At 35.1% G+C, this 25,200-nt stretch carries 25 protein-coding genes; 2 read left to right on the top strand and 23 right to left on the bottom strand.

Annotated features, from left to right (window positions below; genetic code table 11):
• Positions 1-67: 67 nt before the first annotated feature.
• The 3 genes from dnaG to MUA90_RS07130 form a co-directional block, all read right to left on the bottom strand.
• A complete protein-coding gene (gene dnaG, locus MUA90_RS07140; protein ID WP_262585971.1) occupies positions 68-1,840 on the bottom strand; it encodes a DNA primase in 1,773 nt (590 codons plus the stop codon).
• Between the two features lie 115 nt (positions 1,841-1,955).
• Positions 1,956-2,780, bottom strand: a complete 825-nt coding sequence (locus MUA90_RS07135) for a pyruvate, water dikinase regulatory protein (protein WP_262585969.1) — start codon at positions 2,778-2,780, stop codon at positions 1,956-1,958.
• Between the two features lie 12 nt (positions 2,781-2,792).
• Positions 2,793-3,416 (bottom strand): transcriptional regulator CcpN, encoded by a 624-nt coding sequence (locus tag MUA90_RS07130; RefSeq protein ID WP_105992676.1) that lies wholly within the window; start codon positions 3,414-3,416, stop codon positions 2,793-2,795.
• A gap of 318 nt (positions 3,417-3,734) precedes the next feature.
• On the opposite strand from MUA90_RS07130, the gene MUA90_RS07125 reads away from it, so the two are divergent.
• Positions 3,735-5,126, top strand: coding sequence for a glycine--tRNA ligase (locus MUA90_RS07125; protein ID WP_262585967.1), 1,392 nt, complete (start codon positions 3,735-3,737; stop codon positions 5,124-5,126).
• A gap of 49 nt (positions 5,127-5,175) precedes the next feature.
• On the opposite strand, the gene recO is transcribed toward MUA90_RS07125, so the two are convergent.
• The 20 genes from recO to lepA form a co-directional block, all read right to left on the bottom strand.
• Entirely contained in the window at positions 5,176-5,940 is a 765-nt protein-coding gene (gene recO / locus MUA90_RS07120) for a DNA repair protein RecO (protein WP_262585965.1), read from the bottom strand.
• A gap of 25 nt (positions 5,941-5,965) precedes the next feature.
• Positions 5,966-6,865, bottom strand: coding sequence for a GTPase Era (era, locus tag MUA90_RS07115; RefSeq protein WP_262585964.1), 900 nt, complete (start codon positions 6,863-6,865; stop codon positions 5,966-5,968).
• Positions 6,862-7,269, bottom strand: coding sequence for a cytidine deaminase (gene cdd / locus MUA90_RS07110; RefSeq protein ID WP_105992672.1), 408 nt, complete (start codon positions 7,267-7,269; stop codon positions 6,862-6,864). Before cdd ends, era begins: the two co-directional genes overlap by 4 nt.
• 14 nt (positions 7,270-7,283) lie before the next feature.
• Positions 7,284-7,628: a diacylglycerol kinase family protein gene (locus tag MUA90_RS07105; RefSeq protein ID WP_262585961.1), complete on the bottom strand. Its 345-nt coding sequence runs from the start codon at positions 7,626-7,628 to the stop codon at positions 7,284-7,286.
• A gap of 2 nt (positions 7,629-7,630) precedes the next feature.
• On the bottom strand, positions 7,631-8,092 hold the full coding sequence (ybeY, locus tag MUA90_RS07100; RefSeq protein WP_114603257.1) for an rRNA maturation RNase YbeY: 462 nt from the start codon (positions 8,090-8,092) through the stop codon (positions 7,631-7,633).
• Positions 8,093-8,098: 6 nt separating this feature from the next.
• Complete coding sequence (locus MUA90_RS07095; protein ID WP_262585959.1) at positions 8,099-9,046, bottom strand: PhoH family protein; 948 nt, start codon at positions 9,044-9,046, stop codon at positions 8,099-8,101.
• A 281-nt stretch (positions 9,047-9,327) separates the two neighbouring features.
• Positions 9,328-10,650, bottom strand: a complete 1,323-nt coding sequence (locus MUA90_RS07090) for an ISL3 family transposase (RefSeq protein ID WP_262585957.1) — start codon at positions 10,648-10,650, stop codon at positions 9,328-9,330.
• A gap of 209 nt (positions 10,651-10,859) precedes the next feature.
• Positions 10,860-11,486, bottom strand: coding sequence for a hypothetical protein (locus MUA90_RS07085; RefSeq protein ID WP_262585956.1), 627 nt, complete (start codon positions 11,484-11,486; stop codon positions 10,860-10,862).
• Between the two features lie 12 nt (positions 11,487-11,498).
• Positions 11,499-12,485: a flotillin-like protein FloA gene (floA, locus tag MUA90_RS07080; RefSeq protein WP_114603255.1), complete on the bottom strand. Its 987-nt coding sequence runs from the start codon at positions 12,483-12,485 to the stop codon at positions 11,499-11,501.
• Between the two features lie 18 nt (positions 12,486-12,503).
• Complete coding sequence (locus MUA90_RS07075) at positions 12,504-13,217, bottom strand: NfeD family protein (RefSeq protein ID WP_262585953.1); 714 nt, start codon at positions 13,215-13,217, stop codon at positions 12,504-12,506.
• Positions 13,218-13,427: 210 nt separating this feature from the next.
• Positions 13,428-13,604, bottom strand: a complete 177-nt coding sequence (gene rpsU, locus MUA90_RS07070; RefSeq protein WP_000048060.1) for a 30S ribosomal protein S21 — start codon at positions 13,602-13,604, stop codon at positions 13,428-13,430.
• A 130-nt stretch (positions 13,605-13,734) separates the two neighbouring features.
• Positions 13,735-15,081 carry a tRNA (N(6)-L-threonylcarbamoyladenosine(37)-C(2))-methylthiotransferase MtaB gene (mtaB, locus tag MUA90_RS07065; RefSeq protein ID WP_262585951.1) on the bottom strand — a complete coding sequence of 449 codons (1,347 nt, stop codon included), beginning with the start codon at positions 15,079-15,081 and terminating at the stop codon, positions 13,735-13,737.
• 6 nt (positions 15,082-15,087) lie between these two features.
• Positions 15,088-15,840, bottom strand: coding sequence for a 16S rRNA (uracil(1498)-N(3))-methyltransferase (locus MUA90_RS07060; RefSeq protein WP_262585949.1), 753 nt, complete (start codon positions 15,838-15,840; stop codon positions 15,088-15,090).
• Position 15,841: 1 nt separating this feature from the next.
• Positions 15,842-16,780, bottom strand: a complete 939-nt coding sequence (gene prmA, locus MUA90_RS07055; RefSeq protein ID WP_262585948.1) for a 50S ribosomal protein L11 methyltransferase — start codon at positions 16,778-16,780, stop codon at positions 15,842-15,844.
• Between the two features lie 5 nt (positions 16,781-16,785).
• Positions 16,786-17,919: a molecular chaperone DnaJ gene (gene dnaJ, locus MUA90_RS07050; RefSeq protein ID WP_262585946.1), complete on the bottom strand. Its 1,134-nt coding sequence runs from the start codon at positions 17,917-17,919 to the stop codon at positions 16,786-16,788.
• A gap of 180 nt (positions 17,920-18,099) precedes the next feature.
• Positions 18,100-19,938 (bottom strand): molecular chaperone DnaK, encoded by a 1,839-nt coding sequence (dnaK, locus tag MUA90_RS07045; protein ID WP_262585944.1) that lies wholly within the window; start codon positions 19,936-19,938, stop codon positions 18,100-18,102.
• A 51-nt stretch (positions 19,939-19,989) separates the two neighbouring features.
• Entirely contained in the window at positions 19,990-20,580 is a 591-nt protein-coding gene (gene grpE, locus MUA90_RS07040; RefSeq protein WP_262585942.1) for a nucleotide exchange factor GrpE, read from the bottom strand.
• 26 nt (positions 20,581-20,606) lie between these two features.
• The gene (gene hrcA, locus MUA90_RS07035) at positions 20,607-21,566 is read right to left on the bottom strand and encodes a heat-inducible transcriptional repressor HrcA (protein ID WP_262585940.1); all 960 of its coding nucleotides are present in this window, start codon (positions 21,564-21,566) and stop codon (positions 20,607-20,609) included.
• Between the two features lie 99 nt (positions 21,567-21,665).
• Positions 21,666-22,787: a radical SAM family heme chaperone HemW gene (hemW, locus tag MUA90_RS07030; protein WP_262585938.1), complete on the bottom strand. Its 1,122-nt coding sequence runs from the start codon at positions 22,785-22,787 to the stop codon at positions 21,666-21,668.
• A 69-nt stretch (positions 22,788-22,856) separates the two neighbouring features.
• Complete coding sequence (gene lepA, locus MUA90_RS07025; protein ID WP_262585936.1) at positions 22,857-24,680, bottom strand: translation elongation factor 4; 1,824 nt, start codon at positions 24,678-24,680, stop codon at positions 22,857-22,859.
• Positions 24,681-24,942: 262 nt separating this feature from the next.
• Here lepA and rpsT point away from each other — a divergent pair, with 262 nt between their 5' ends.
• Entirely contained in the window at positions 24,943-25,194 is a 252-nt protein-coding gene (gene rpsT, locus MUA90_RS07020; protein ID WP_105992658.1) for a 30S ribosomal protein S20, read from the top strand.
• Positions 25,195-25,200: the final 6 nt, after the last annotated feature.

Genomic DNA, 25,200 nt, shown 5'->3' with positions numbered 1-25,200 from the left:
AAATTAATATACGCACACAACACGTTAACCTAGGTCAACGCTATTAATGATTCTTATAGTTTTTATTTTAATTCATTCGTTTTTGATTTAATGCTACAATTTTTTGCAAATAATATTTTTGCAATTCTTTATCGCCGATTCTTGTAGCTTCACGCAATTTTTCATTGAGTGATTCAGCTGATTCATTATTGCGGCTGTTAATAATGATTTGAATATATTCATCAAGCTCATGTTCATAGGGATTGTTGTTAAGTAAGAGATTGTCTAACGCTATTAATGTTTCACGATCTGTCTCCCCATCGCTATACAATAATGCAGTGCTTAAGTCATAATATTCGTTCTCAGTATAATAGTCATGCAAAATATTAAATATACGCTTAAATTGTTGGTTTGTAAAGTCATCTGCTTCGACTTGTTTACTATATTCAAGAAATACGTCTTTATTGAACATAAAATGTTTCAATAATTTACGCTCTGCATCTTCTTGTTTAGTGAATTTCTGCTGCTTGAATACAGGCGGTGCAGACGGAACTTGCTGAAATGTTTGATGATTATGCTTTACCACTTCATTATTTAGACTATCAAAACTAACTTTAAACAATTCAGAAACGTCTTGCAATACTTTTTTCTGTAAAATCCCTGACGGCATTAAAGAAATATCATCTGTTATTTCTTTTAAATATTTTTCGTAGGCCATATCATTATGTGCAATTTCATCTTTGAATAAGTTGACCTTATACAAGACAAATACACGTTTTTCATGGTCGATATATTTATTGAATGCATCTTCCCCGTATTTAGTAATATACTCATCCGGATCCATTTTAGATGGCAGCTGAATGACAAAGACATTGAGTCCTTGTTCAAGTAATTGCTGACCTGTTTTCAAAGTTGCTTCTTGTCCGGCAAAGTCGCCGTCAAATAACAAAGTCACATTAGATGTAAGCTTTTTAATAAATGCAATGTGCTCTTGAGAAATTTGAGTTCCCATACTCGCAACAACTTGTTTAACCCCTGCACTATCAGCTTTAATGACATCCATGAAACCTTCGAGCAAAATAAGTTCGTTCTTTTGTCTAATTACTCTTCGTGCTTTATCGATGTTATACAATAATTTGCGTTTTTGGAAAATAGGTGTTTCAGGACTATTCAAGTATTTAGGTTCTTGATTTTTATATGTTCGTCCTGAGTAGCCTACTGTTCTGCCTTGCGCATTTTGTAAAGGAAACATGATTCTATCTCTAAATCGGTCATAATAACTGAAGTTTTCTTCATTCCGAGAAAGTAAGCCAGCTTCATACGCTAACTCAATATCATATCCTTTCTTTTGTAAAAAATCATGACAAAAATGAGAGTTGTCAGGCGCAAAACCGATTTTTCTATCTCTTAAAAGCTGTTCTGAAAATCCTCTTGATTTCAAATATTCAAGCGGCTTCTCGCCTTCTACAGTTTTCATTAAGACATAATGATAATATTCTTGCATGAGTTCATGCATTTTAATCATCATTAAATCATCTGAAGCAATCTGGTTTTGTTCATTTGAATTGCCGACATCTACTTTTATATTTACCCGTTCCCCAAGCTCTTTAACAGCCTCGACAAACGAAATGCCTTCGATTTCTTGTGTGAACTGGAAGACGTTGCCGCCTTTTTTACAACCGAAGCAATGGCAGATCTGCTTATCTTCAGAAACAGTAAATGAAGGTGTTTTTTCATCATGAAAAGGACACAAACCGATATAATTGCGTCCCCTTTTTTCTAATTTCACATATTCACTTACAAGATCCAGAATATCTGTTTTGTATTTTATTTCATTTATTACTGATTGCTCTATTCGCACACTAACCACCTATATACATTAGTCATACTATTATATCATTTTCTATAAAAATTAAAAGTTATTCGCTCATTTTTAAAAAATACGCTGATAGTGCAGTATCAGCGTATTCGGCAGTTTATTTATTCATTTTGTTTTGTTCAATGATATACATGATGTCATTTGCTGTTTCTTCGATAGCTTTGTCAGAAACATCAATGACAGGACAGCCGATTTTTTCAACAACCTTATCGAAGTAATCGAGCTCTTCTTGGATACGTTGGCCTGTCGCATATCTTGCAGAATCGCCTAATCCTAATTGTTTTAAACGTTCTTTTCTAATAATATTCAGCTTTTCTTCACTGATTTTTAAAGCAATACATTTTTTTGGATCGACTTCAAACAAAGCTTCTGGAGGATTAATCTCCGGAACAATCGGTATGTTCATCACTTTATAACGTTTGTGTGCTAAAAATTGCGATAAAGGTGTTTTAGAAGTACGAGAAATACCAATTAATATTATATCTGCTTTTGGCAATCCTTTAGGGTCTTTGCCATCGTCATATTTAACCGCAAATTCAATCGCTTCTATTTTCTTGAAATATGCTTCATCAAGTTTATGGACAATGCCCGGTTCATAATAAGGTTTTTCATCGATTTCTTCAGTTAAAATGTTCATTAGCGGTCCCATAATATCAACATGCTTGATTTCATGCTCCGCAAGTTGATTTTCCATATATTCTTTAATATCGGGTTTGACTAATGTGAAGACTACAATATTCAGTTCATTCTCTTTTGCGACTTCAATGACTTCATCCACATTTTCATTGGTTTCAATATATGGATAACGTACGACTTCACTTTGAAATCTTTTGGAATTAAATTGAGAAACACAAGCTTTTGCAACTTGTTCGGCTGTTTCTCCTACCGAATCAGATGCAATTATTATTTTTATCTTTTGCATGAAATCCTTCTCCTACTCATCAAAAATTGATACAAATAGCTTTGTAATCGTAGTTTTTGAAATACGTCCAATTACTTCTAACTTACCATTCTCTTTACCACGAACGATTGGTAAAGAATCAATTTCTTTTTCTATCATAAGCTGTGCAGCTAATACGACTAAGTCGTTTTCCAGGACGTGTGTTAAATTCGGCATTCTTGTCATAATGACGCTGACTGGCATAGTATGTATATCTTCACCAATCATAGATGCTCTGAGTAAGTCTTTTCTTGAACACACACCAATAAAATCATTATTGCTGTTGACTATAAATAATGTACTCACATCCTCAAGGAATATGGTACAAATTGCTTCGTAAACAGAAATGTCGCCTTTTAAAATAATCGGTAATGATTGATAGTCCTTAACAACATATTGGCGCAGTTTTTCTGTTAATAATTGATTTGTTGTCTTACCAGAATAAAAGTAACCTACTCTAGGTCTAGCTTCGAGAAACCCAGACATTGTTAAAATTGCTAAGTCAGGTCTTAACGTCGCTCTCGTTAAACTTAGTTGTTCGGCAATCTTCTCCCCAGTAATCGGCCCGTTATGCTTCACTATTTCTATAATCTCGCTTTGCCTGTTACTCAGTTCTATATGTCTTCACCCCTTCACACTTACAATTCATATTATAACTGTAATCGAATTGCTCTACAAATGTATGTAAACACTTGCCTTTAATTTTGTGATGCATTAGAATTAAATTTGAAGCGAGTTAAGGATGGTGCGAGCTTAACAATAAAATTGGCCTAAAAACTTATATAAACTAAGCGAGTGTCTTCACTAATTTGGGTGGAACCGCGGGTTATTTTTATGATTATGAATTATGAAATATTAAACTCGTCCCAAGATTTCGGAATTTATTTTCCGTTATCTTGGGACGAGTTTTTTATTATTAAAGAGGAGTGTTTTTTTATGGCAAAAGATATGGATTCAGTAGTACAACTGGCTAAACACAGAGGTTTTGTATTCCCAGGCAGTGAAATTTATGGTGGTTTATCAAACACTTGGGACTATGGTCCATTAGGTGTTGAATTAAAAAATAATATTAAACGTGCTTGGTGGAAAAAATTCATTTCACAATCACCATATAACGTAGGTTTAGATGCTGCGATCTTGATGAAGCCTAGAACTTGGGAAGCATCAGGTCACTTAGGCAACTTCAACGATCCGATGATCGATAACAAAGACAGTAAAATTCGTTACCGTGCAGATAAATTAATCGAAGATTATGTGCAAAACGAAAAAGGCGACGAAAACTTCATCGCAGACGGTTTAAGCTTTGATGAAATGAAACGTATTATCGATGAAGAAGGCATCAAAGATCCTGTAAGCGGTACTGCAAACTGGACAGATATCCGTCAATTCAACTTAATGTTCAAAACTTTCCAAGGTGTAACTGAAGACTCAACTAACGAAATCTTCTTACGTCCGGAAACTGCACAAGGTATCTTTGTTAACTACAAAAACGTACAACGTTCTATGCGTAAAAAATTACCATTCGGTATCGGTCAAATCGGTAAATCATTCCGTAACGAAATCACACCGGGTAACTTCATTTTCAGAACACGTGAATTCGAACAAATGGAATTAGAATTCTTCTGCAAACCTGGTGAAGAAATCGAATGGCAAAATTACTGGAAAACATTTGCGGAAAAATGGTTATTAGACCTTGGTCTTCAAAATGAAAACCTTCGTTTAAGAGACCATGATGAAGATGAATTATCTCACTATTCAAATGCGACAACTGATATTGAATACAAATTCCCATTCGGTTGGGGCGAACTTTGGGGTATCGCAAGCCGTACAGATTACGACTTGAAACAACATAGTGAGTATTCAGGAGATGACTTTAAATATCATGATCCTGAAACAAATGAAAAATTCATCCCATATTGTATTGAACCATCACTTGGTGCTGACCGTGTTACATTAGCATTCTTATGCGATGCTTATGACCGTGAAGGTGTTGAAGGCAGTAAAGACGAACGTACTGTATTACACTTCCACCCTGCCCTAGCACCATACAAAGCAGCTATTTTACCATTAAGCAAAAAATTATCTGAGGAAGCTATTAAAGTTTACGAACAATTAAGTGAAGACTTTACAGTAGACTTTGATGAATCTCAATCAATCGGTAAACGTTACCGTCGTCAAGATGAAATCGGTACACCTTACTGTATTACATTTGACTTCGATTCATTAGAAGACAAACAAGTTACTGTTCGTGAACGTGACACTATGGAACAAGTCCGTATGCCTATCTCAGAATTGAATGATTTCTTAGCTGAAAAAGTTAAATTCTAATTGTATCTATAGACTATAACAAGCGTATCGCTGATTTGCGATACGCTTGTTATTTTTTATTATGAGATTCTAAACGATGCAGCTGGTTAATCAGCTTTTGACTTTTAAAGAAAACACCTGCATATTCTCTATACAACATAATCAAAAGTTCAGACATCTCATCTACAATCGTTTGATGAATCTTTAAAGCATTCATTTTATCTATCGGCAGCTTTTGCAATACATCTAACAAATAGAACGTTTTGTTAGATATAGGAATTGCACGTTCATCTTTATCAAAGTTTTCTTGTGCAATGACCCCATGAAACTTAAAGCTATAGCCGCTTAAAACAGATTGATCGGTATTACCGTTTAACACATCCTGATTGAATGCAATTGTAAAACCAAACTCCGGCATTTTCTTCAATAAGACAATAACAGACATGAGTTGCGAACTATAGCCTTGTGCAATCCTATCAAGACAGAAGTCCAATAATTGAAAGTTGAACTTTGATACTTGTTCTTCCTCCATGGATTTATCAATGACCTCAGTACACAATGCAGCATAGCTGCTTTCATAAATGTCTAAGCGTAATTGATAATTCTGACTGATGACATCCACGGAATTCAAAATACCTAATCCTCTTAATTTCGCATAGATAAATAATCCGTAAACAAACATTTGTGTATTGGCCTGCATACCTGTGCGGCTTTTTTTAGCACGTTTGACCATAAGCGGAATTTTTGCGCCGCTTTCACTTAAAATCGTAATGATTTTATCAGATTCTCCATAATCAACCGTCTTAATAATTATTCCTTTTTGTTTCACTAACATAAAAGGTACCACCGACCTTCTATTATTAATCTTGATCTTCGATATAGCCCATTTGACGGATAAAGTTGACTTTGTTTCTCCAATCTTTTTGGACCTTTACCCATAAATCCAGATATACTTTTGAGCCGAGAAGATGTTCAATATCTAATCGTGCACGTTTACCGATTTCTTTCAGCTTTTTACCGCCTTTGCCGATAACAATCCCTTTTTGAGAGTCGCGTTCAACAAAGATTGTGGCTTCAATGCGTACTTTATCTTCAGATTCTTTAGCCATTCTATCGACATTGACACCAATAGAGTGCGGAATTTCTTCACTTGTTAAATGTAAGATCTTCTCTCTGATTAATTCGCTTACTACAAATTGTTCCGGGTGATCTGAAATCTGGCCATCAGGATAGTACTGCGGACCTTCTGGTAAATATGATTTAAGTACATCGATAAAGTGTTCGACATTAAGTCCTTCAAGTGCAGACATTGGAACTGTCTCTGAAAATTCCATATGTTCTTGATAACTTTCGATAATCGGCATAATTTCATCTGGGTGGACCAAATCGATTTTATTAATTACTAAAAATACAGGTGTCTTAACATTTTTCAGCATTTCCATAATATATTCGTCGCCTCTGCCGATCTTTTCATCCGCATTTACCATGAAGATAACAGAGTCGACTTCTGACAAAGTATTTTTAGCAACTTTCATCATATAATCGCCTAATTTATGTTTTGGTTTATGAATACCTGGTGTATCCACAAAAATAATTTGGGCATCATCTTCTGTCATAACACCCTGTATTTTATTTCTTGTTGTTTGTGCTTTATCTGACATAATTGCAATTTTATGTCCTAGCACTCTATTCATAAACGTAGATTTACCTACGTTAGGTCTGCCGATAATAGAGACAAATCCTGATTTGTGTTCTGTCATAAATTCAAATCCTTTCCTGAAAAACCTAGTGGGAGTAGTTCGCTGATAGTAGTTTCAATCATGTCGCCTTTATGATTGGTTAAATAAATCGGCATATCATCATCGCATAATTCTTTGATTACTTGTCGACATGCCCCGCAAGGCGAAGAAGGCGATTCAGCATCTACCGTTACTGTGATAGACTCAAAATCACCTGGTCGATAGCCTTGGCTGATTGCGGCAACTAAACTGGAACGCTCAGCACAGATTGCTTCTCCATATGCCGCGTTTTCTACATTAGCGCCATAAAATTCTTTACCATCTTTCGTTTTTAAATAAGCGCCTACTTTAAAGTTGCTGTAAGGTGCATAGGCACGACTTTGTGCTTCTCTGACTTTGTTAAAATGATTTTGACTATAAGCCATATTTTCTATCTCCTTTATATTAGACTTAGAATGTAAGGGATAAAAATAATCAGACCTATAATAGCTGCAGCTATTGAAGCTAAAAGTACACTTAAAGCAGCAATATCTTTAGCGTGCTTGGCATAGAGTTGATATTCATCCGTTACAAGATCCACAACATATTCAATTGCTGTATTGATTGCTTCAAACGCTAAAACCATAAAAATAGAGAGGATAACTGCGATCCATTCGATACGATTAATCTTAAAAAAGAAAGCCGCAATTACCACGATAAAGGCAATCATTACATGCCATACGAAATTGCGGTCCTTTTTTAAAATCGTGACAAGTCCTTCTATCGGATATATAAACCGTTTCATTGTTAATCTCTCGTTAAGCCGTAAGCATCTAGAATTGATTTTTGTCTGCCGAACATTTCTTTTTCTTCTTCTTCATTCATATGATCATATCCTAATAAATGCAAAAAGCCATGAAGTGCTAAAAAACCAAGTTCTCTTTCAAAAGAATGACCATATTGTTCTGCTTGTGTCTTAGCGACATCAGCACAAATCACGATATCGCCCAAAACACGCGGAATATCCAAACCTTCGATTTCAGGTTCATCTTCCTCTAACGCAAAAGAAATAACATCCGTAACTTTATCTTTATCTCTATAGTCGCGGTTGATTTGTTGAATCTCTGCTTGATCTACAAATGTAACAGAAAGTTCCGCATCATCTTCTATGTTTTCTTGTTCTTTTGCAAAATTAAGCAAGCTTTCTATTTGTTCATACCATTCTTCTTTTACTTCATCAGTATGGTCAGAAAAATCGATTGTAAACATAGCGGATTATTCATCTCCTTCGTAACGGCTGATAATCTTGCTTACCAATGGATGGCGTACTACGTCGCTTTGATCTAACGTTTGGACACTGATGCCTTTAACACTTGATAGTCTATTAACTGCCTGTTTCAACCCGCTTTTAACGCCTTTTGGCAAGTCGACTTGTGTCATGTCGCCTGTCACTACCATTTGAGAGCCGAATCCTAAACGTGTTAAAAACATTTTCATTTGCGCATGTGTAGTATTTTGCGCTTCATCTAAAATAACAAATGCATCATCAAGTGTACGTCCGCGCATATATGCGAGCGGTGCAACTTCAATAATGCCTCTTTCTATAAATCGTGCAGTTTGTTCTGGCCCTAATACAGTATGAAGACCATCATAAAGCGGTCTTAAATAAGGATCTACTTTTTCCTTTAAGTCACCCGGTAAGAAACCTAATGATTCGCCGGCTTCTACTGCCGGACGTGTGAGTACAATTCTTTTTACATTACCTTGTCGCAATTCTTTAGCAGCATAGACCACAGCTAAGAAAGTTTTACCTGTACCTGCAGGTCCGATGCCGAACACTAAATCATTATGCTTCATCGCATTTAAATAAAGACGTTGCCCCATTGTTTTAGCACGAATGGTTTTACCGTAAGCATCTTTAGTGATGGCTTCATCGTATAAATCAACAAGATGTTGAATTGAGCCTCTCTCTGCCATTTTAATTGCTGCTTCCACATCTTTAAGATTAATCGATACGCCTTGATCAATTACTTTTAAAAGGTTTTTAATTACAGCTTCTGCTTTTTCTATTTCTTCTTGTTGCTGCCCTTTTACAGCTATCTCTTGCCCCCTTGCATGAACAATGACATTAAACGCTTCTTCAATTGCTTGCAAGTGTTCATCATTATTACCGATTAAAGCTTGGGCTTGATGCATATCGTCAATAACTATTATTCCTGGCATACATTAACTCCTTTTCACATATATCGCTGTCAAACAGCGTGTTCATTTTAATTAAGATGCAGAATATTATTGTCAACGGAAACTACGGACTTAGTTAATAATTTCCACATATTCATAGTTTCATTATATCATGTTCTAACGTTTTATTAAGGCTCTATGTCAAATTCGGTTGATGCATAAAATTTGAAATCAAATATTATAGTTACCATAAACTATGTCGCTCAGCTAGTATTGCTTTAATTCCTATGGAATTTAGTATTACTAACTGAGCATTTTTTATTTTAAGCTGCTTTAGGCAATGGGGTATGGAAGCGATGTTTTTTCTTAGCTAATAGCTTGAATTTGATTAGAATTCTATTTCTGAAGTTATAGAAATTTCTGTATCCATAAGCGATTCTTTTTAGTACTTTAATGTTGTTATTTATAGCTTCTATAGGGCCGTTTGAGCGACCAGGATGATTTAATGCATTCATAATTTCTGGTAAAAAATTTCTAAAGCTTTTAAGTACTCTTTTAAGTCCGCCATCAGTATTTCTATCCTTAAGGTATTTAAGAATTTGATGAGTTAATTTATGATTTTCATTGGTCTTTATTGATGTACGAAGCGCATTTACTTTGTCATAGACATCCTTTAACTCTGGGCTTTCACCCAAAATAAAATTTATCATTGATTTTTCTGATTCTAATCCAGGGAAAAGCTTGTTATCTTTATAAAGCGTACTATTCAAGGATTCGGAAGGTTTAAGAATAAGCTTCCAATAATGTTTAAGTTTTCTATAGTATTTGCCATCCTTATGTCTTTTTTCATTCATTATCCTGATACGAACTCTATTGAGTTCTCTATTTAATGCTTGAACAAGGTGAAATCGATCTAAAATGATTTTCGCATTTGGAAATAACTGCTTAAATAAAGAAATATATGGGCTGTACATATCGGTTGTAACTGTTTCAACTCTTTTTCTTACTTCTCTATCAAACCGGATAAAATAAGCAAATAATGCACGCTTTCTACGATCAGGTAAAATATCTACGATTTGATGCGTATCACCATCACAAAATATAAAACTCATTTTACCTACTACATTTTTAACACTTTTGAATTCATCCACCATGATATGTTTGGGCAGTTCATTAAATGGACCTAACTTAACACTATTTGCAGTTTTATTAATATAACGTATTACAGAAGCAGAACTAACATTGTTATCGTAAGCAATGCCTTTGCAAGATCTATTCTCATGGCTTTGATACAGAATATGCAGTGCTAATTTATTACAGAAATTATGATGCTTTTTCACAAAATTCGTCTTTGCTACAAATGATGAATGGCATGAACGACAAAAGAACCTTTGTTTTTTAAGCTCTAAATAACTGGGACTACCTTGAATCTTCATAAGCTTTATCATCGTTTTTCTTTTACCATTCTTTACTATTCTATGGTTTTCATTTACTGCTCCGCAGTTTTCACAACAATCTGGTGTGTATGTCAAAGTGCCTTTAAATAGTAAAGTTCTTACCAAGTTAAAGTAAACTTCCTGAACATCATCAGAAAAAGTAATATTTTTCCCTTTATAATCAAGTATTTTTGCTATACAATGTGTCATAAGCGCAATTCCTCTCTTTATTTGTGTTGGTAACTTAAATATTAGGGGGTTGCGCCCTTTTTATGCAAAAAATTCGATTGAGAAATAACCGCTAGGTTATCTCATCAACCGAATTTATTATAGAGCCTTTATTAATCCAATAATGTTCATGAGACAGAAACAAAAAAGAAATCGGACTTGCAATTTTCATCGCAAGCCCGATTTCTTTTTTATTGAAGTTGTTTCGGTTTTTTTAATATTTCAGACCAAATCATACCGTTTAAGACTTCATCATCGTTAAATCGTAAATCATCATTGTTTTGTCCTCGATGCTGACTGAATTTATTAGCGAAAAGCTGTTTAAGACGTTCTCGCTTTGCACGTTCAGATAAGTATTTATCCGCAATGATTTCTTGTGCACGACGTTCGAGAATTGCCATTTGCTTTTCTTTGTTTCTGTCCATTTCAGAACGAAGGTCACTTAATTCACTATCTAAAGTATTATTAAGTGCTTGTTTTAATTCTTGTTCTTTTTCTTGCTGGTTCAGTCTCTTATTGGAAGATGATTCAGTTTTTCTTTGACGCGTCTCTTGGGTTCTCGTTTGAGCAGGTTCTGATTGTCTAGGAGATGAATTACGTTTTGAAGGTTGTGTTTCTGCTTCAAATTGTTTTTCCATCTCTTCGAACTTATCACCTAACTGTTCTAAGAAGCCTTTATGAGGCTTTCGCTCAGTTGTAGGCTGTCTTCTAGGTGATTTAGGTTGGTTTTGTTGACGTTTTTTATGATTTTTATCATTGATTGCACTGATTAATGAAATAACAATACTGATGATAAAAATTATAAGACCGATACTCATTTAATCACCTCTTTAATTATCTGGTGACTCATTATCGTCAGGTTGTGTACGTTTATTGATTGATTCACGCATTCCTGTATCTGCTTCTATATTTTTCAAGTTATAGTAATCTTTAACACCAATATTGCCTTTTCTTAGTGCTTCAGACATTGCTAACGGTACTTCAGATTCAGCTTCCACAACTTTAGCACGCATTTCTTGAACACGAGCTTTCATTTCTTGTTCAGAAGCTACTGCCATAGCACGACGTTCTTCAGCTTTCGCTTGAGCAATGTTCTTATCAGCCAATGCTTGTTCAGTTTGCAAGTCAGCACCGATGTTTTTACCGATATCTACATCAGCGATGTCGATTGATAGAATTTCGAATGCTGTCCCAGAATCCAAACCTTTGCTGAGAACTGTTTTAGAAATGTTATCTGGATTTTCAAGAACGACTGTATGATGTTCACTTGAACCGATTGTTGAAACAATACCTTCGCCGACACGGGCAATAATTGTTTCCTCGCCGGCACCGCCGACTAAACGAGAAATATTAGCACGTACTGTGATTCTTGCTTTCGCTTTTACTTCGATACCGTTCATTGCGACACCTGTAATAAATGGTGTTTCAATAACTTTAGGGTTAACAGACATTTGTACTGCTTCAAGTACATCACGACCTGCTAAGTCGATAGCTGCCCCTCTTTCAAATGGCAAGTTGATATCTGCACGCTGCGCAGCAATGTTTGCATCTACAACGCGGTCAACATTACCGCCGGCTAAGTAGTGAGATTCTAATTGATTAGTTGTTAAATTCAAACCAGCTTTGTGTGCTTTAATTAATGGTGCAATAACTTTACGCGGTGATACACGTCTTAAGCGCATACCGATTAATGTACCGATATTTACTTTTACACCAGCTGCTATTGCAGAGATCCATAAACCGATTGGTACAAATGAAAATAAGATTAATAAAGCGATTACTGCAATAACAATGATGATTATTAATGGTATTAACATGTAATGTGCCTCCTAGTGTTATGTGTTTTTAATTTCTCTTACAACTACTCTCGAACCTTCAACTACTGTTACTTTGACTTTCACATCTCTTTGAATAAATGTTCCATCAGATACTGCATCGATACGTTCATCGTTAAGTGAAATAATACCGGCAGGACGTAATTCAGTTAAAGTGACAGCAGTTTGTCCTACTAAATTAGAGCGGTCATCATGTGAAGTGTAGCCAGCTTCAGATGTAGTGGAATCCCTTAATATTACTTTTTCAAACAACGAAATCTTCTTATTGTATCCTTTCACTAAAATCACCCATTCTATAATAGTCAGAATCAAAGCAATAACTACGTTGATCAGCATCCATAAAATATTATCACCGAGCATAATAATACTGATTGTAATCAGAATTATCCCGATGATTCCTATAATGGCACCCACAACGAAAAATTCTATTATAAGCAGTATAACACCTATAATGAATAAACCAATGGATATTAGTGAAACTTCACCTTGGATTAAATAACCTAGAAATAGAATTAATAAAGCGATGGACGCAATAATCCCCATAAAATTGATGCGTTTAGAATAGAGTTGATAAAGAAAACCTAAAAAGATAATACAAGTCAAAATTAATGATATTAACGGACTTGTGATGACATCGCTGATTTGATGTAATAAGGGATCAGAATTAGTCTGAAATACTGAAATATTATGTAGGATTTCAGCCTGATGTGACATAGATTCACCTCGCTCTCAGTTTTATTATACATTATTGCTTTAGGTAATTATAGGAATATTGATACATTTTAATGCGCAAAGAGATAGATATGATTATTTTTATTAAATAAAAGAAAAAACCCCAAGTTTTACAATAAGTAAAACCTGGAGTCTATAAACTGCTTAATATAATAATTAATTGTTTGTTGAGGGAGTCAACAGACTTAATAATTATTTGAATTTACGTTTACGTGCAGCTTCTGATTTCTTTTTACGTTTAACACTTGGTTTTTCGTAAAATTCACGTTTACGTACTTCTTGAATTGTACCGCTTTTAGAAACTGAGCGTTTGAAACGGCGTAATGCATCTTCAAGTGATTCGTTTTTACGGACTACTGTTTTAGACATCTGTATTTCCCTCCCTCCAAATAACAACGGAACTTTAAAATTCATTCACATGGTTGAGTGTAAACCATGCAATCATAATTATAATATAACTGATTGTTGCGGTCAATTAGAATAATTAATTTTTTGTACATTATACGATAGCTGAGAATTCACTGCTGTTTGTCGCATGATCAATTACGCGTGTAACATAGCCTTTATTTAAAGGATAGCCGACTTCAGTAATTTTAACTCTCACTAATTCGCCGATTAATGATTCATCGCCTTCAAATTGTACTTTCATATAGTTATCTGCATAACCTACTAATGTACCAGGTTCGTCACCTGTTTCTTCAGGAATGACTTCAAGTACTTTTTGATCAAAGTGAGATGCGTATTCTTTTGCTAATTGATTACTTAATTCAATCAATTTATGGACACGTTCGTTTTTAACACTTTCATCAATTTGTCCATCCATTCTAGCTGCAGGTGTACCTGTACGAGCAGAATATGGGAATACATGAAGTTCAGAGAAATGATGATCAAGAATAAAGTCGTAAGTTTCTTGGAATTCTTCTTCTGTTTCGCCTGGGAATCCAACAATCACATCACTGGTTACTGCTAAACCAGGCAATGCTTCATGTAATTTCATCAAGCGTTCAGAGAAATGCGCCATTGAGTATTTACGTCTCATTCTTTTTAGAACTGAATCTGAACCTGATTGCAATGGTACGTGCAAGTGACGTACAACTTTGTTTGAATTTGAAATAACATCAATGACTTCATCAGTTAATTGACTTGCTTCAATTGATGAAATTCTGATTCTTTCTAGTCCATCTACTGCTTCAAGGTCACGCAGTAATTGAGCTAAATTATAATCTTTCAAGTCTTGACCGTATCCGCCGGTATGAATACCTGTTAATACAATCTCTTTATAACCAGAGTTGACTAATGTAGTTGCTTGTTCTACAACTTTCTCCGGATCTCTTGAACGCATTAAACCACGCGCCCATGGAATAATACAGAATGTACAGAAGTTGTTGCAGCCTTCTTGGATTTTAAGTGAAGCACGTGTTCTGTCTGTAAAGTAAGGCACTTCCAACTCTTCATATTTACGGTTTTTCATAATGTTGCCGACACCGTTGATTGGTTGACGTTCTGCTTTAAATTCTTCGATATAACCAAGTAATTTCGTACGGTCTTGTGTTCCTACTACAACATCTACACCTGGAATATCCATAATTTCCGCAGATGAAGTTTGTGCATAACAGCCTGTTACGCATACGACTGCATCTGGATTTTTTCTAATTGCTCTTCTAATAACTTGTCTGCTTTTTTTATCGCCTGTATTTGTGACTGTACATGTATTTATAACAAAGACATCGGCATTTGTATCGAATTCAACACGATCATAGCCGGCATCTTTAAATAATTGCCAAATTGCTTCAGTTTCATAATGGTTTACTTTACAACCTAAAGTATGAAAAGCTACTGTTGACATTTATTTTCACCCCATTAATTCTTTTTCATAACTAATTGCACTAAGCGCATACAATGGAGCTGTTTCTGCTCTTAAAATCCGATGACCTAAGCCCACTATGTATCCATTGTTTTTGAACAATTCAACTTCCTCAGGACTTAAACCGCCTTCTGGTCCAAAAATAATTAATACACGATCTCCACTGCCAAATTGCTTCAGAGCACGTTTGAATTCACTCATTTCGCCTTCTTTGGCAACGTCTTCGTAAGCGACTAGTACATAATCATATTTATCTATATTAACATAAACTCCCTTTAAATTCGATACAAATTCTATTGTAGGGATAACAAGACGATAACTTTGTTCTGCTGCTTCTTTAACAATTTTGTTCCAACGCACCATTTTCTTATCAACTTTGCTTTGGTTTAATTTCACAACTGAGCGGTCCATTTGTACAGCGATAAAATGAGAGGCACCAAGCTCTGTAGATTTTTGAAGCAGCCATTCATATTTATCTGCCTTTATCAATCCGCTGCAAATAGTAACTTCAACCGGCAATTCAGTATCGTTCGGTTGTGCTTCTTCCAATTCGACTTCAATTTCTGTGTCATCGATTGAAGTAATGATGCATGTATAAACTTTTAAATTTTCGAAAGTAATTATGATTTTGTCGCCGATTTGATGACGCATAACATTCGTTATATGGTGTATATCTTCTTTATCAGTAATAAAAAAACGCTGATCTTCATCAGCGTTTTGATTTAAAAAATATCTTTGCATATTAATTGCTCGCTTTCTCGCCAACGATACAAACCCAACCGTTGTCGTGATTAATAGAAATGATATTAAAACCTGTACGCTTCATATGATTGATAATTTCATCGCTTTTCTCTTCGATGATACCAGATGTGATAAATAAACCATCATCATTTAAAGTATTATAAGCGTCATCTATCATTTCTTCAATAATATGCGCTAATATATTTGCAATAACAACATCATAGTGATGTGTTTCACCTTGTAATAAATTGCCTGTTGCTGTTTCAATTTGATCTACGCAGCCATTTTTTTCAAAGTTTTCTTTTGCTACTTTGATAGCGAGTTCATCTAAATCCAAAGCTTTTATCTTTTTAACGCCAAGCAGAGAGCAAGCAATGCTTAAAATACCAGAGCCTGTACCTACATCTATCACTGAATGATCAGGTGTCACATATTTTTCTATCGCTTTTAAACACATGCTTGTCGTTGGATGATCTCCTGTCCCGAAAGCCATGCCTGGATCTAATTCTATCAACAGCTCATCAGCATCTGTTTTATCGTATTGTTCCCAACTTGGAACAATTGTAAATCTATCAGAGGCTTTGAAAGGATGGAAATAATTCTTCCATTCATTAGCCCAATCTTGTTCTTGAATTGTTTTTTCATCAAAACTGAAGATATTTTTATCTAAATCATCCAAATTGTTCAATTCATTTAAAATATCTTGTTTTAATTGCTCTGAGTAATCCAATTCATTAAAGTATGCTTTTATTCTAACGCCGCTAGTCGGATAGTCTTCTGGGTTCAACTCATAAATCTCTCCGAATTTATCCGCTAAATTACCTTTCAAGTCATTAGAATCTTCTATAGCAACGCCATTTGACCCAAAGTTTTCTAGTATATTGGACGCAGCATCTTGGACTTCATGATTCACAACAATTGAAATTTCCATCCAGTTCATCGCATTTAATCTCCTTTAAAGAATCTGCGTGCGCGTTCTTTGAAGTTTGATGGTTGTTCTTCAATTTCTTCACCGCTGATTTCCGCAAATTCTCTCATTAATGATTTTTGTTTTTCGTTTAATTTCGTTGGAGTTACAACGTTGATATTAACGAATAAATCACCATGTCCATAACCGTGAACATTTTTAACACCTTTGTCTTTCATGCGGAATTGCTTACCATCTTGTGTACCTTCCGGCACAGTAAGCATAACATGACCATTAAGTGTAGGTACTTTGATTTCATCACCAAGTGCTGCTTGAGGGAAGCTGATTTTCAAGTTGTAGAAGATGTCATCGCCTTCACGAATGAATTTATCAGAAGGTTGAACTCTGAATACAACATATAAATCACCTTGAGGTCCGCCATTATGCCCCGGTGCACCTTCGCCTGCTAAACGGATTTGCTGATCATTGTCTACACCTTCAGGTACTTTGACTTTAAGTTTAACATTTTTAGTTTCAGTACCTTTACCGTGACATGTAGGACATGGCTCTTCAATTTCTTCACCTGTACCATTACATACTGGACAAACTTTTTCTGTACGTACACGGCCTAGTATTGTATTTTGTTCAACTGATACATGTCCTGTACCATTACAGTAATGACAAGTTTTCTTTTTAGAACCTGGTTTTGCACCTGATCCGCCGCAAGTTTCACATTTTACTTCTTTTCTGATTGAAATTTCTTTTTCAGTACCGAAAACTGCTTCTTCGAAAGAAATTGTCATTGTATATTGTAAATCATCGCCTTTACGGGGTGCGTTAGGATCTCTTTGAGCACCTCCGCCGCCGAAGAATGAACTGAAAATATCTTCGAAACCGCCGCCGAATCCGCTGAAGTCTTGTCCGCCGAAGCCTTGGCTGCCGAATCCGCCTTGCGGTCCATCATGGCCGAACTGATCATAGTTTGCACGTTTGTTCTCATCACTTAAGACTTCATATGCTTCAGTGACCTCTTTGAACTTGTCTTCTGCGCCTTCTTCTTTATTAATATCTGGATGATATTTTTTGGATAATTTACGGTAGGCTTTTTTGATTTCGTCTTTTGACGCATCTTTGCTGACACCTAAGACTTCATAGTAGTCTCTTTTTGCCACTGTAATCTCTCCTATCTTTTCTGCTAGTATAGATTTTATTTACCTTTTAAAGTATAGTTCGTTAAATAATAAAAAGTCAAAGCCAATGTACAATTGACTTTGACTTAAATTTTAATTCAAGAAGCCGCCTTCTTCTATTATTTAGTTATAGCAGCTTTCAAACATATACGATTTCAAATATTATTTGTTATCGTCTTTTTTATCATCATCTTTAACTTCAGTGAAGTCAGCATCTTCAACATCGCTGTTGTTGCCGCCTTGATCACCTTGTTGTTGTTGCTGAGCTTCTTGAGCTTGTTGGTAAACTTTCATTGATAAATCTTGAACTACTTTTTCAAGGTCTTCTTTTTTAGATTTAATATCATCTAAATCGTCACCTTCAAGCGCTTTTTTCAAGTCTTCTTTTTTGTCTTCAGCTTGTTTTTTGTCGTCTTCAGAAATGTTGCCGCCTAAGTCTTTCAATGTTTTTTCAACTTGGAAGACTAAGCTGTCAGCTTCGTTGCGTAAGTCACTTTCTTCACGACGTTTTTTGTCAGCTTCAGCATTTTGTTCAGCATCTTTTACCATTTGATCGATTTCATCGTCAGATAATGAAGAGCTTGATTCGATTGTGATATTTTGTTCTTTATTAGTACCTAAGTCTTTAGCTGTTACATTAACGATACCGTTTTTATCAATGTCGAATGTTACTTCGATTTGAGGTACACCGCGTGGAGCTGGTGGAATATCAGTTAATGAGAAGCGTCCTAATGTTTTGTTGTCTGAAGCCATTGGACGTTCACCTTGTAATACGTGAATGTCTACAGCTGGTTGGTTATCTGCAGCAGTTGAATAAACTTGAGATTTAGATGTTGGGATTGTTGTATTACGTTCAATAAGTGTATTCATACGGCCGCCCATGATTTCGATACCTAATGATAATGGTGTAACGTCTAATAATACAACGTCTTTAACGTCACCTGAGATAACGCCGCCTTGGATTGCTGCACCCATAGCAACTACTTCGTCAGGGTTAACACTTTTGTTTGGTTCTTTGCCGATTTCTTTTTTAACAGCTTCTTGAACTGCAGGAATACGAGTAGAACCACCAACTAAGATAACTTCATCGATATCTTTGCTTGTTAAACCAGCATCGCTTAATGCTTGACGAGTCGGTTCCATTGTACGACGTACTAAATCATCAGAAAGTTCTTCGAATTTAGAACGCGTAAGTGTGATTTCTAAGTGTAATGGACCGCTTTCTCCAGCAGAAATGAATGGTAATGAGATTTGAGTTTGAGATACACCTGATAAGTCTTTTTTAGCTTTTTCAGCTGCATCTTTCAAACGTTGCAATGCCATTTTATCTTGAGATAAGTCGATTCCGTTTTCTTTTTTGAATTCTTCTACTAAATAGTCAATGATTACTTGGTCGAAATCGTCACCGCCGAGTTTGTTGTCGCCAGCAGTAGAAAGTACTTCGAATACGCCGTCGCCTAATTCAAGGATAGATACGTCGAAAGTACCGCCGCCAAGGTCGAATACTAAGACTTTTTCGTCTTGTTCAGTTTTATCTAAACCATAAGCTAATGCAGCTGCTGTTGGTTCGTTGATAATACGTTCAACTTCTAAACCAGCAATTTTACCAGCATCTTTAGTTGCTTGACGTTCAGCGTCGTTGAAATATGCAGGTACTGTGATAACTGCTTTATCAACTTTGTCGCCTAAATAGCTTTCAGCAGTGCTTTTTAGGTTTTGAAGAATCATTGCTGAAATTTCTTGTGGTGTATATGATTTTCCATCAACGTCTACTTTGTGTTCAGTACCCATTTCACGTTTGATAGATTGAATTGTGTTAGGGTTTGTAATTGCTTGTCGTTTAGCAACTTCACCTACTTGAGTTTCACCATTTTTAAATGCAACAACTGATGGAGTTGTACGTGCACCTTCTGGATTTTGAATAACTTTTGGTTCGTCGCCTTCTAAAACAGACACGCAAGAATTTGTTGTACCTAAGTCAATACCGATAATTTTACCCATAACTAATAATTCCTCCTAATTACATTTGTTGTTTTATTTAATCAGTTATTTTTATTGGTTTACTTTTACCATTGAAGGGCGTAATACACGATCCTTCAATTTATAACCCATTTGAAGCTCTTGTGTAACAGCGCCTGATTCGTATGAATCATCATTATCTTGCATTACAGCTTGATGGAAGTTTGGATCGAATTGTTCGCCAAGTGCTTGAATTTTTTCAAGACCATTTTCTTCCAATGCGCGTAATAAGCTTTCATAAACCATTTGTACCCCTTTTTGAAGAGATTTAAATGATTCATCGTCGCCTTCGATTTGCAACGCGCGTTCGATGTTATCGATTGTCGGCAAGATATCTGTTAAAACACTTTGAGATTGGTAAGTTTTTAAAGTTTGATTTTCATTTTGAATACGTCTTTTGTAGTTTTCAAACTCTGCATAAAGACGTAAATATTTTTCTTCTTGTTCATTTAACTCATCTTTAAGTTGTTGGATTTCATTCTCTTGTTGATTCTCTTCTGAATCATTTTGAACGTCTTCATTATTCTCTGTTGTTTGAGTCTGTTCTTCAGTATTTGAATCTACTGCTGTTTCTTCATTTTCAGCAACTTCTTCATTGTTTACTGATTGATCTTTTTCTGCCATTTTCCGTCCTCCAATACGTTTCAACACTATATTTTGTATAGTAATTGAATTACATTTTGATAACGCATAGCGGTTGGTCCAATAACAGCTATGTGCCCTTTAAGATGCTCATCAATATGATAATCACTCATCACAATGGAAATATCTTCTAATCTATTATCAATTTCTTGACCGATTTTAACATCGATACCAGAGTGATTACCTTCTTCGAACAGTTTCAATATCTTATTGGACTCTAAATATTGAAGAATTTGTTGTATTGAATTCACATTCTGTTCATTTAATGTATCAATTAAAATAGATTTTCCGCCAAGGTAAATGTCGTTTTGACTATCATTTACTCTTTGGTAAAGCAAATCTGTTAATTGATGAACCGTTGAGATATCATTGGATTGTTCAAATGTTTTATCTTCAAAGCCTTTGTTATTATAAATTTCTTTGATGTAGTTGGCAATTTGGATTAAACGCGATTTAGAAATTTTCTCATCTATGGCCAATTGAATGTGCTCTACATCACCTGTTTCGAACACAATTACCATAATAACCAAATTTGCGGTCGCATTAAACAAATGAACATCGCTGATTAAATCTTTTGATTGATTCGGTTTCATTACCAACGTAGTATACTGGGTAAATAATGACAATTCATTTGCATAAACACTTAATGCAGCAGATAAATTGAAATTATATTCCATTAATAATTTGTTTAAACGCTGGTTGTGCGATTCTTTAAGAGGAGAAGTATTTTCCAACAGCTGGTCTACGTAATATCTAAAACCTTTCACTGACGGCGACCTGCCAGATGAAGCATGAGACTTCTCTACTAAACCAATTGATTCCAATTGTTTCATTTCATTTCTAATAGTAGCAGGACTGACATTTACGTTGTGCCGCTCTATAATCGTTTTAGATCCAACAGGTAAACCATAATCTACATAATCTTCAACAATGGCATTTAAAATGCTCAATTGTCTATCTGTAATCATGTTTCCACCTCATTAGCACTCTCTTCTTCCAAGTGCTAATTATAATTTATCAAATTGGTCAAAGTAAGTCAATGTTAAAGCATTGGACTGTAAAAAAAGTTAATCAATAAGAAATGCTTCGAAGACTTCATTGCCGATTACTTTCCCTCTGTCGGTTAAAGCAACATGATTCTCATCATTAATAATCAGTTCTTTTTTGCTTAAATCTGTTAATGCTTTCTCATAAACTTGATTGATATCAGTTTGGAATTTTTCTTTGAAAACTGTTTTATCTACGCCTTGATTCATACGTAAACCTAAAAACATTTGCTCTTCCATTTGTTCATTACGCGTTGGTGTTGTCTGATGAAGTATTGGGCGTTCATTATTTTGTATTTTCTTAATGTAGTGATTGACTGGATTAACATTCGAATATCTTACCCCATTCACGTAACCGCTGGCGCCTGCACCAAAGCCGTAATACCCTTCGTTTTTCCAATATACTTTATTATGTTCAGATTCATGGCCGATCTGACTGAAGTTTGAAATTTCATATTGATGCATTGAAGATTGATTAATTTTACTCAGAAGCAATTGATACATTTCTTCACCTAAGTCTTCATTGGGTAATTTTAATTTTCCTTTACGATATAGGTTATAAAATTGAGTCTTAGGTTCCAAAATTAAACCATAGCTTGAAATGTGATTGATATCCATGGACAGTGCAATATCCAAGCTTTTTTCAAACTGCTCTATCGTTTGACCTGGCAAATGATACATTAAATCTAAACTGATTGAATCAATGTTGTATTGATTTGCCAAATCCACAGCATTATAAATATCGTTTGTTTGATGTGTACGTCCAAGTACTTTTAATAAATCTTGATCAAACGTCTGTACCCCCATCGATATTCTATTGACACCATAATCCTTTAATAATTTGATTTTTGAAGGTGTAAGTTCATCAGGGTTCGCTTCAAACGTATATTCATTTGAGATATTAAAATGTGTATTGATGGCTTGCAGCAATCTTTCTAATTGTTTATTACTTAAAGCTGTGGGTGTACCGCCTCCGACAAACATCGTTTTCAAATTTCTATTATTGGCAGTTTTAAACTCTTCAATCAAGCAGTCTAAATAGTCATCGACAGGTTGATTATGAATGAAATATTTATTGAAATCACAGTAAGTACAAATTCTGACACAAAAAGGGATATGAATATATGCACTTTCTACTTTCATGGTTTCGCCTCTCTTTTAGGAATGAAATTCAAAATAAAAAGCTGGGACGTTCGAGTGTCCCAACCTTTATTAATCTTCATCCATTTTTAGTACAGCTAAGAATGCATCCTGAGGAATCTCTACGTTACCTACAGCTTTCATTTTAGCTTTACCTTCTTTTTGTTTTTCTAATAATTTACGTTTACGGCTGATATCCCCGCCGTAACATTTTGCAAGTACGTTTTTACCCATTGATTTAATGTTTGTACGTGCAATAATTTTATGACCAACTGCTGCTTGAACAGGCACCTCGAATTGTTGACGCGGAATTAAAGTTTTTAATCTTTCAACTAAAGCTTTACCGCGTTCATACGCGAAGTCTTTGTGAACGATAAAGCTTAATGCGTCCACTTTATCTCCGTTAAGCAAGATATCCATCTTAACAAGATTACTTTCTTTATAACCAATCAATTCGTAATCAAATGATGCATAACCTTTAGTGTTTGATTTTAATTGGTCGAAGAAGTCGAATACAACTTCTGATAATGGAATATCATAAATAATATTTACTCGAATATCATCTAAATAATCCATATTGATAAATTGACCGCGTTTACTTTGGCAAAGTTCCATTACAGCACCGACATAATCACTAGGTACCATCATAGTTGCTTTAACGTATGGTTCGTAAATTTTTTCAATTTGATCACGCTCAGGCATTTGAGCAGGGTTATCAACAATTTTTTTGTCTCCATTTTTCAAGACACATTCATAAATAACAGATGGTGCCGTAGCAATAAGCTCAATACCGAATTCTCTTTCGATACGCTCTTGGATAATTTCCATGTGCAGCATACCTAAGAAACCTGTACGGAACCCAAATCCTAATGCTTGTGATGTTTCAGGTTCGAATTCTAAAGAAGCATCGTTTAATTGAAGTTTCTCTAATGCTTCTCTTAGGTCGTTATAATTCTTATTATCAATCGGGAAGAGTCCGCAGAATACCATCGGATTCATTTTCTTATAACCTTTTAAAGGTTCTGCGGCTGGTCGCTCAGCGTGTGTAATAGTATCCCCTACACGTGAGTCGTCTACATTTTTAATGCTGGCAATAATGTAACCAACATCTCCGACAGTTAATTCTTCAACAGGCAATTGTTTCGGTGTATTGATACCTACTTCTGTAACTTCGAATTCTTTGCCTGTAGCCATCATTTTAATTTTATCTCCAACTTTTACAACACCGTCGATAATACGGATAGATGAAATGACACCGCGATATGCATCGTATTCAGAGTCGAAAATCAATGCTTTTAATGGAGCTTCAGGATCACCTTGCGGAGGCGGAACAACTTCAACAATTTTTTCTAAGATATCTTCAATACCGATGTTGGATTTAGCACTTGCTAAAACCACTTCATCTTGGTCTAAACCAATGACATCTTCTAATTCTTGTTTAACTCTTTCTGGTTCTGCAGCCGGCAAATCGATTTTGTTTACGACAGGAAGCAATTCTAAGTCGTTATCTAATGCAAGATACACGTTAGCTAAAGTTTGTGCTTCAATACCTTGAGCAGCATCTACTACTAATATTGCCCCTTCACAAGCTGCTAGAGAACGTGATACCTCATAAGTAAAGTCGACGTGTCCTGGTGTATCGATAAGATGAAAAATATAACTGTTGCCGTCGTTTGCTTCATATTTCAATCGAACTGCGTTTAATTTAATCGTAATACCGCGTTCTCTTTCCAAATCCATTGAGTCTAATAATTGCGCATGCATCTCTCTTGTTTCTACACTTTTTGTATTTTCTAAAATTCTATCAGCCAAAGTTGACTTCCCATGGTCAATGTGGGCAATGATAGAAAAGTTTCTAATATTTTCTTGTCGGTTTAACCGTTCTTGATTATTCATTCTATCTACTCGCTTTCATAATATTCAATAGAGCATTATGTATGATATTCTTTGATATAATAACGTGTTTGCCCCATAATTGCAACTAATGGCAATTTATTGTACATTTATTGTCAGACTCTATTTTACTGTAAATCTGCGCTTGTTAAAAGCCTCTTTAAAAATAAATGATTGCAGTTTAATAGTACATTTGATAAAATATTTCTTGTTGTAATCAAATATTTATTTGATGAGCATAGATCACTATAGGAGGTGACATTCGATGCCAAATATTAAATCTGCTATTAAACGTGTTAAAACAACTAACAAAGCTGAAGCACAAAACATTTCTCAAAAAAATGCTATGCGTACTGCAGTTAAACGTGCGAAAACAGCTATCGCTGAAAACGCTGATAACAAAGAAGAATTAGTACGTATCGCTGTGAAAAAAGTTGATAAAGCAGCACAAGCTAACTTAATCCACTCAAATAAAGCTGACCGCGTAAAATCACAATTGATGGTTGCAGCTAAATAATGAAAA

This window comes from Staphylococcus sp. IVB6181, assembly GCF_025561445.1.
Taxonomy (GTDB): Bacteria; Bacillota; Bacilli; order Staphylococcales; family Staphylococcaceae; genus Staphylococcus; species Staphylococcus simulans_B.
The sequence above is the reverse complement of the archived record's forward strand: the minus strand, read 5'-3'. Positions and strand labels throughout refer to the sequence as shown.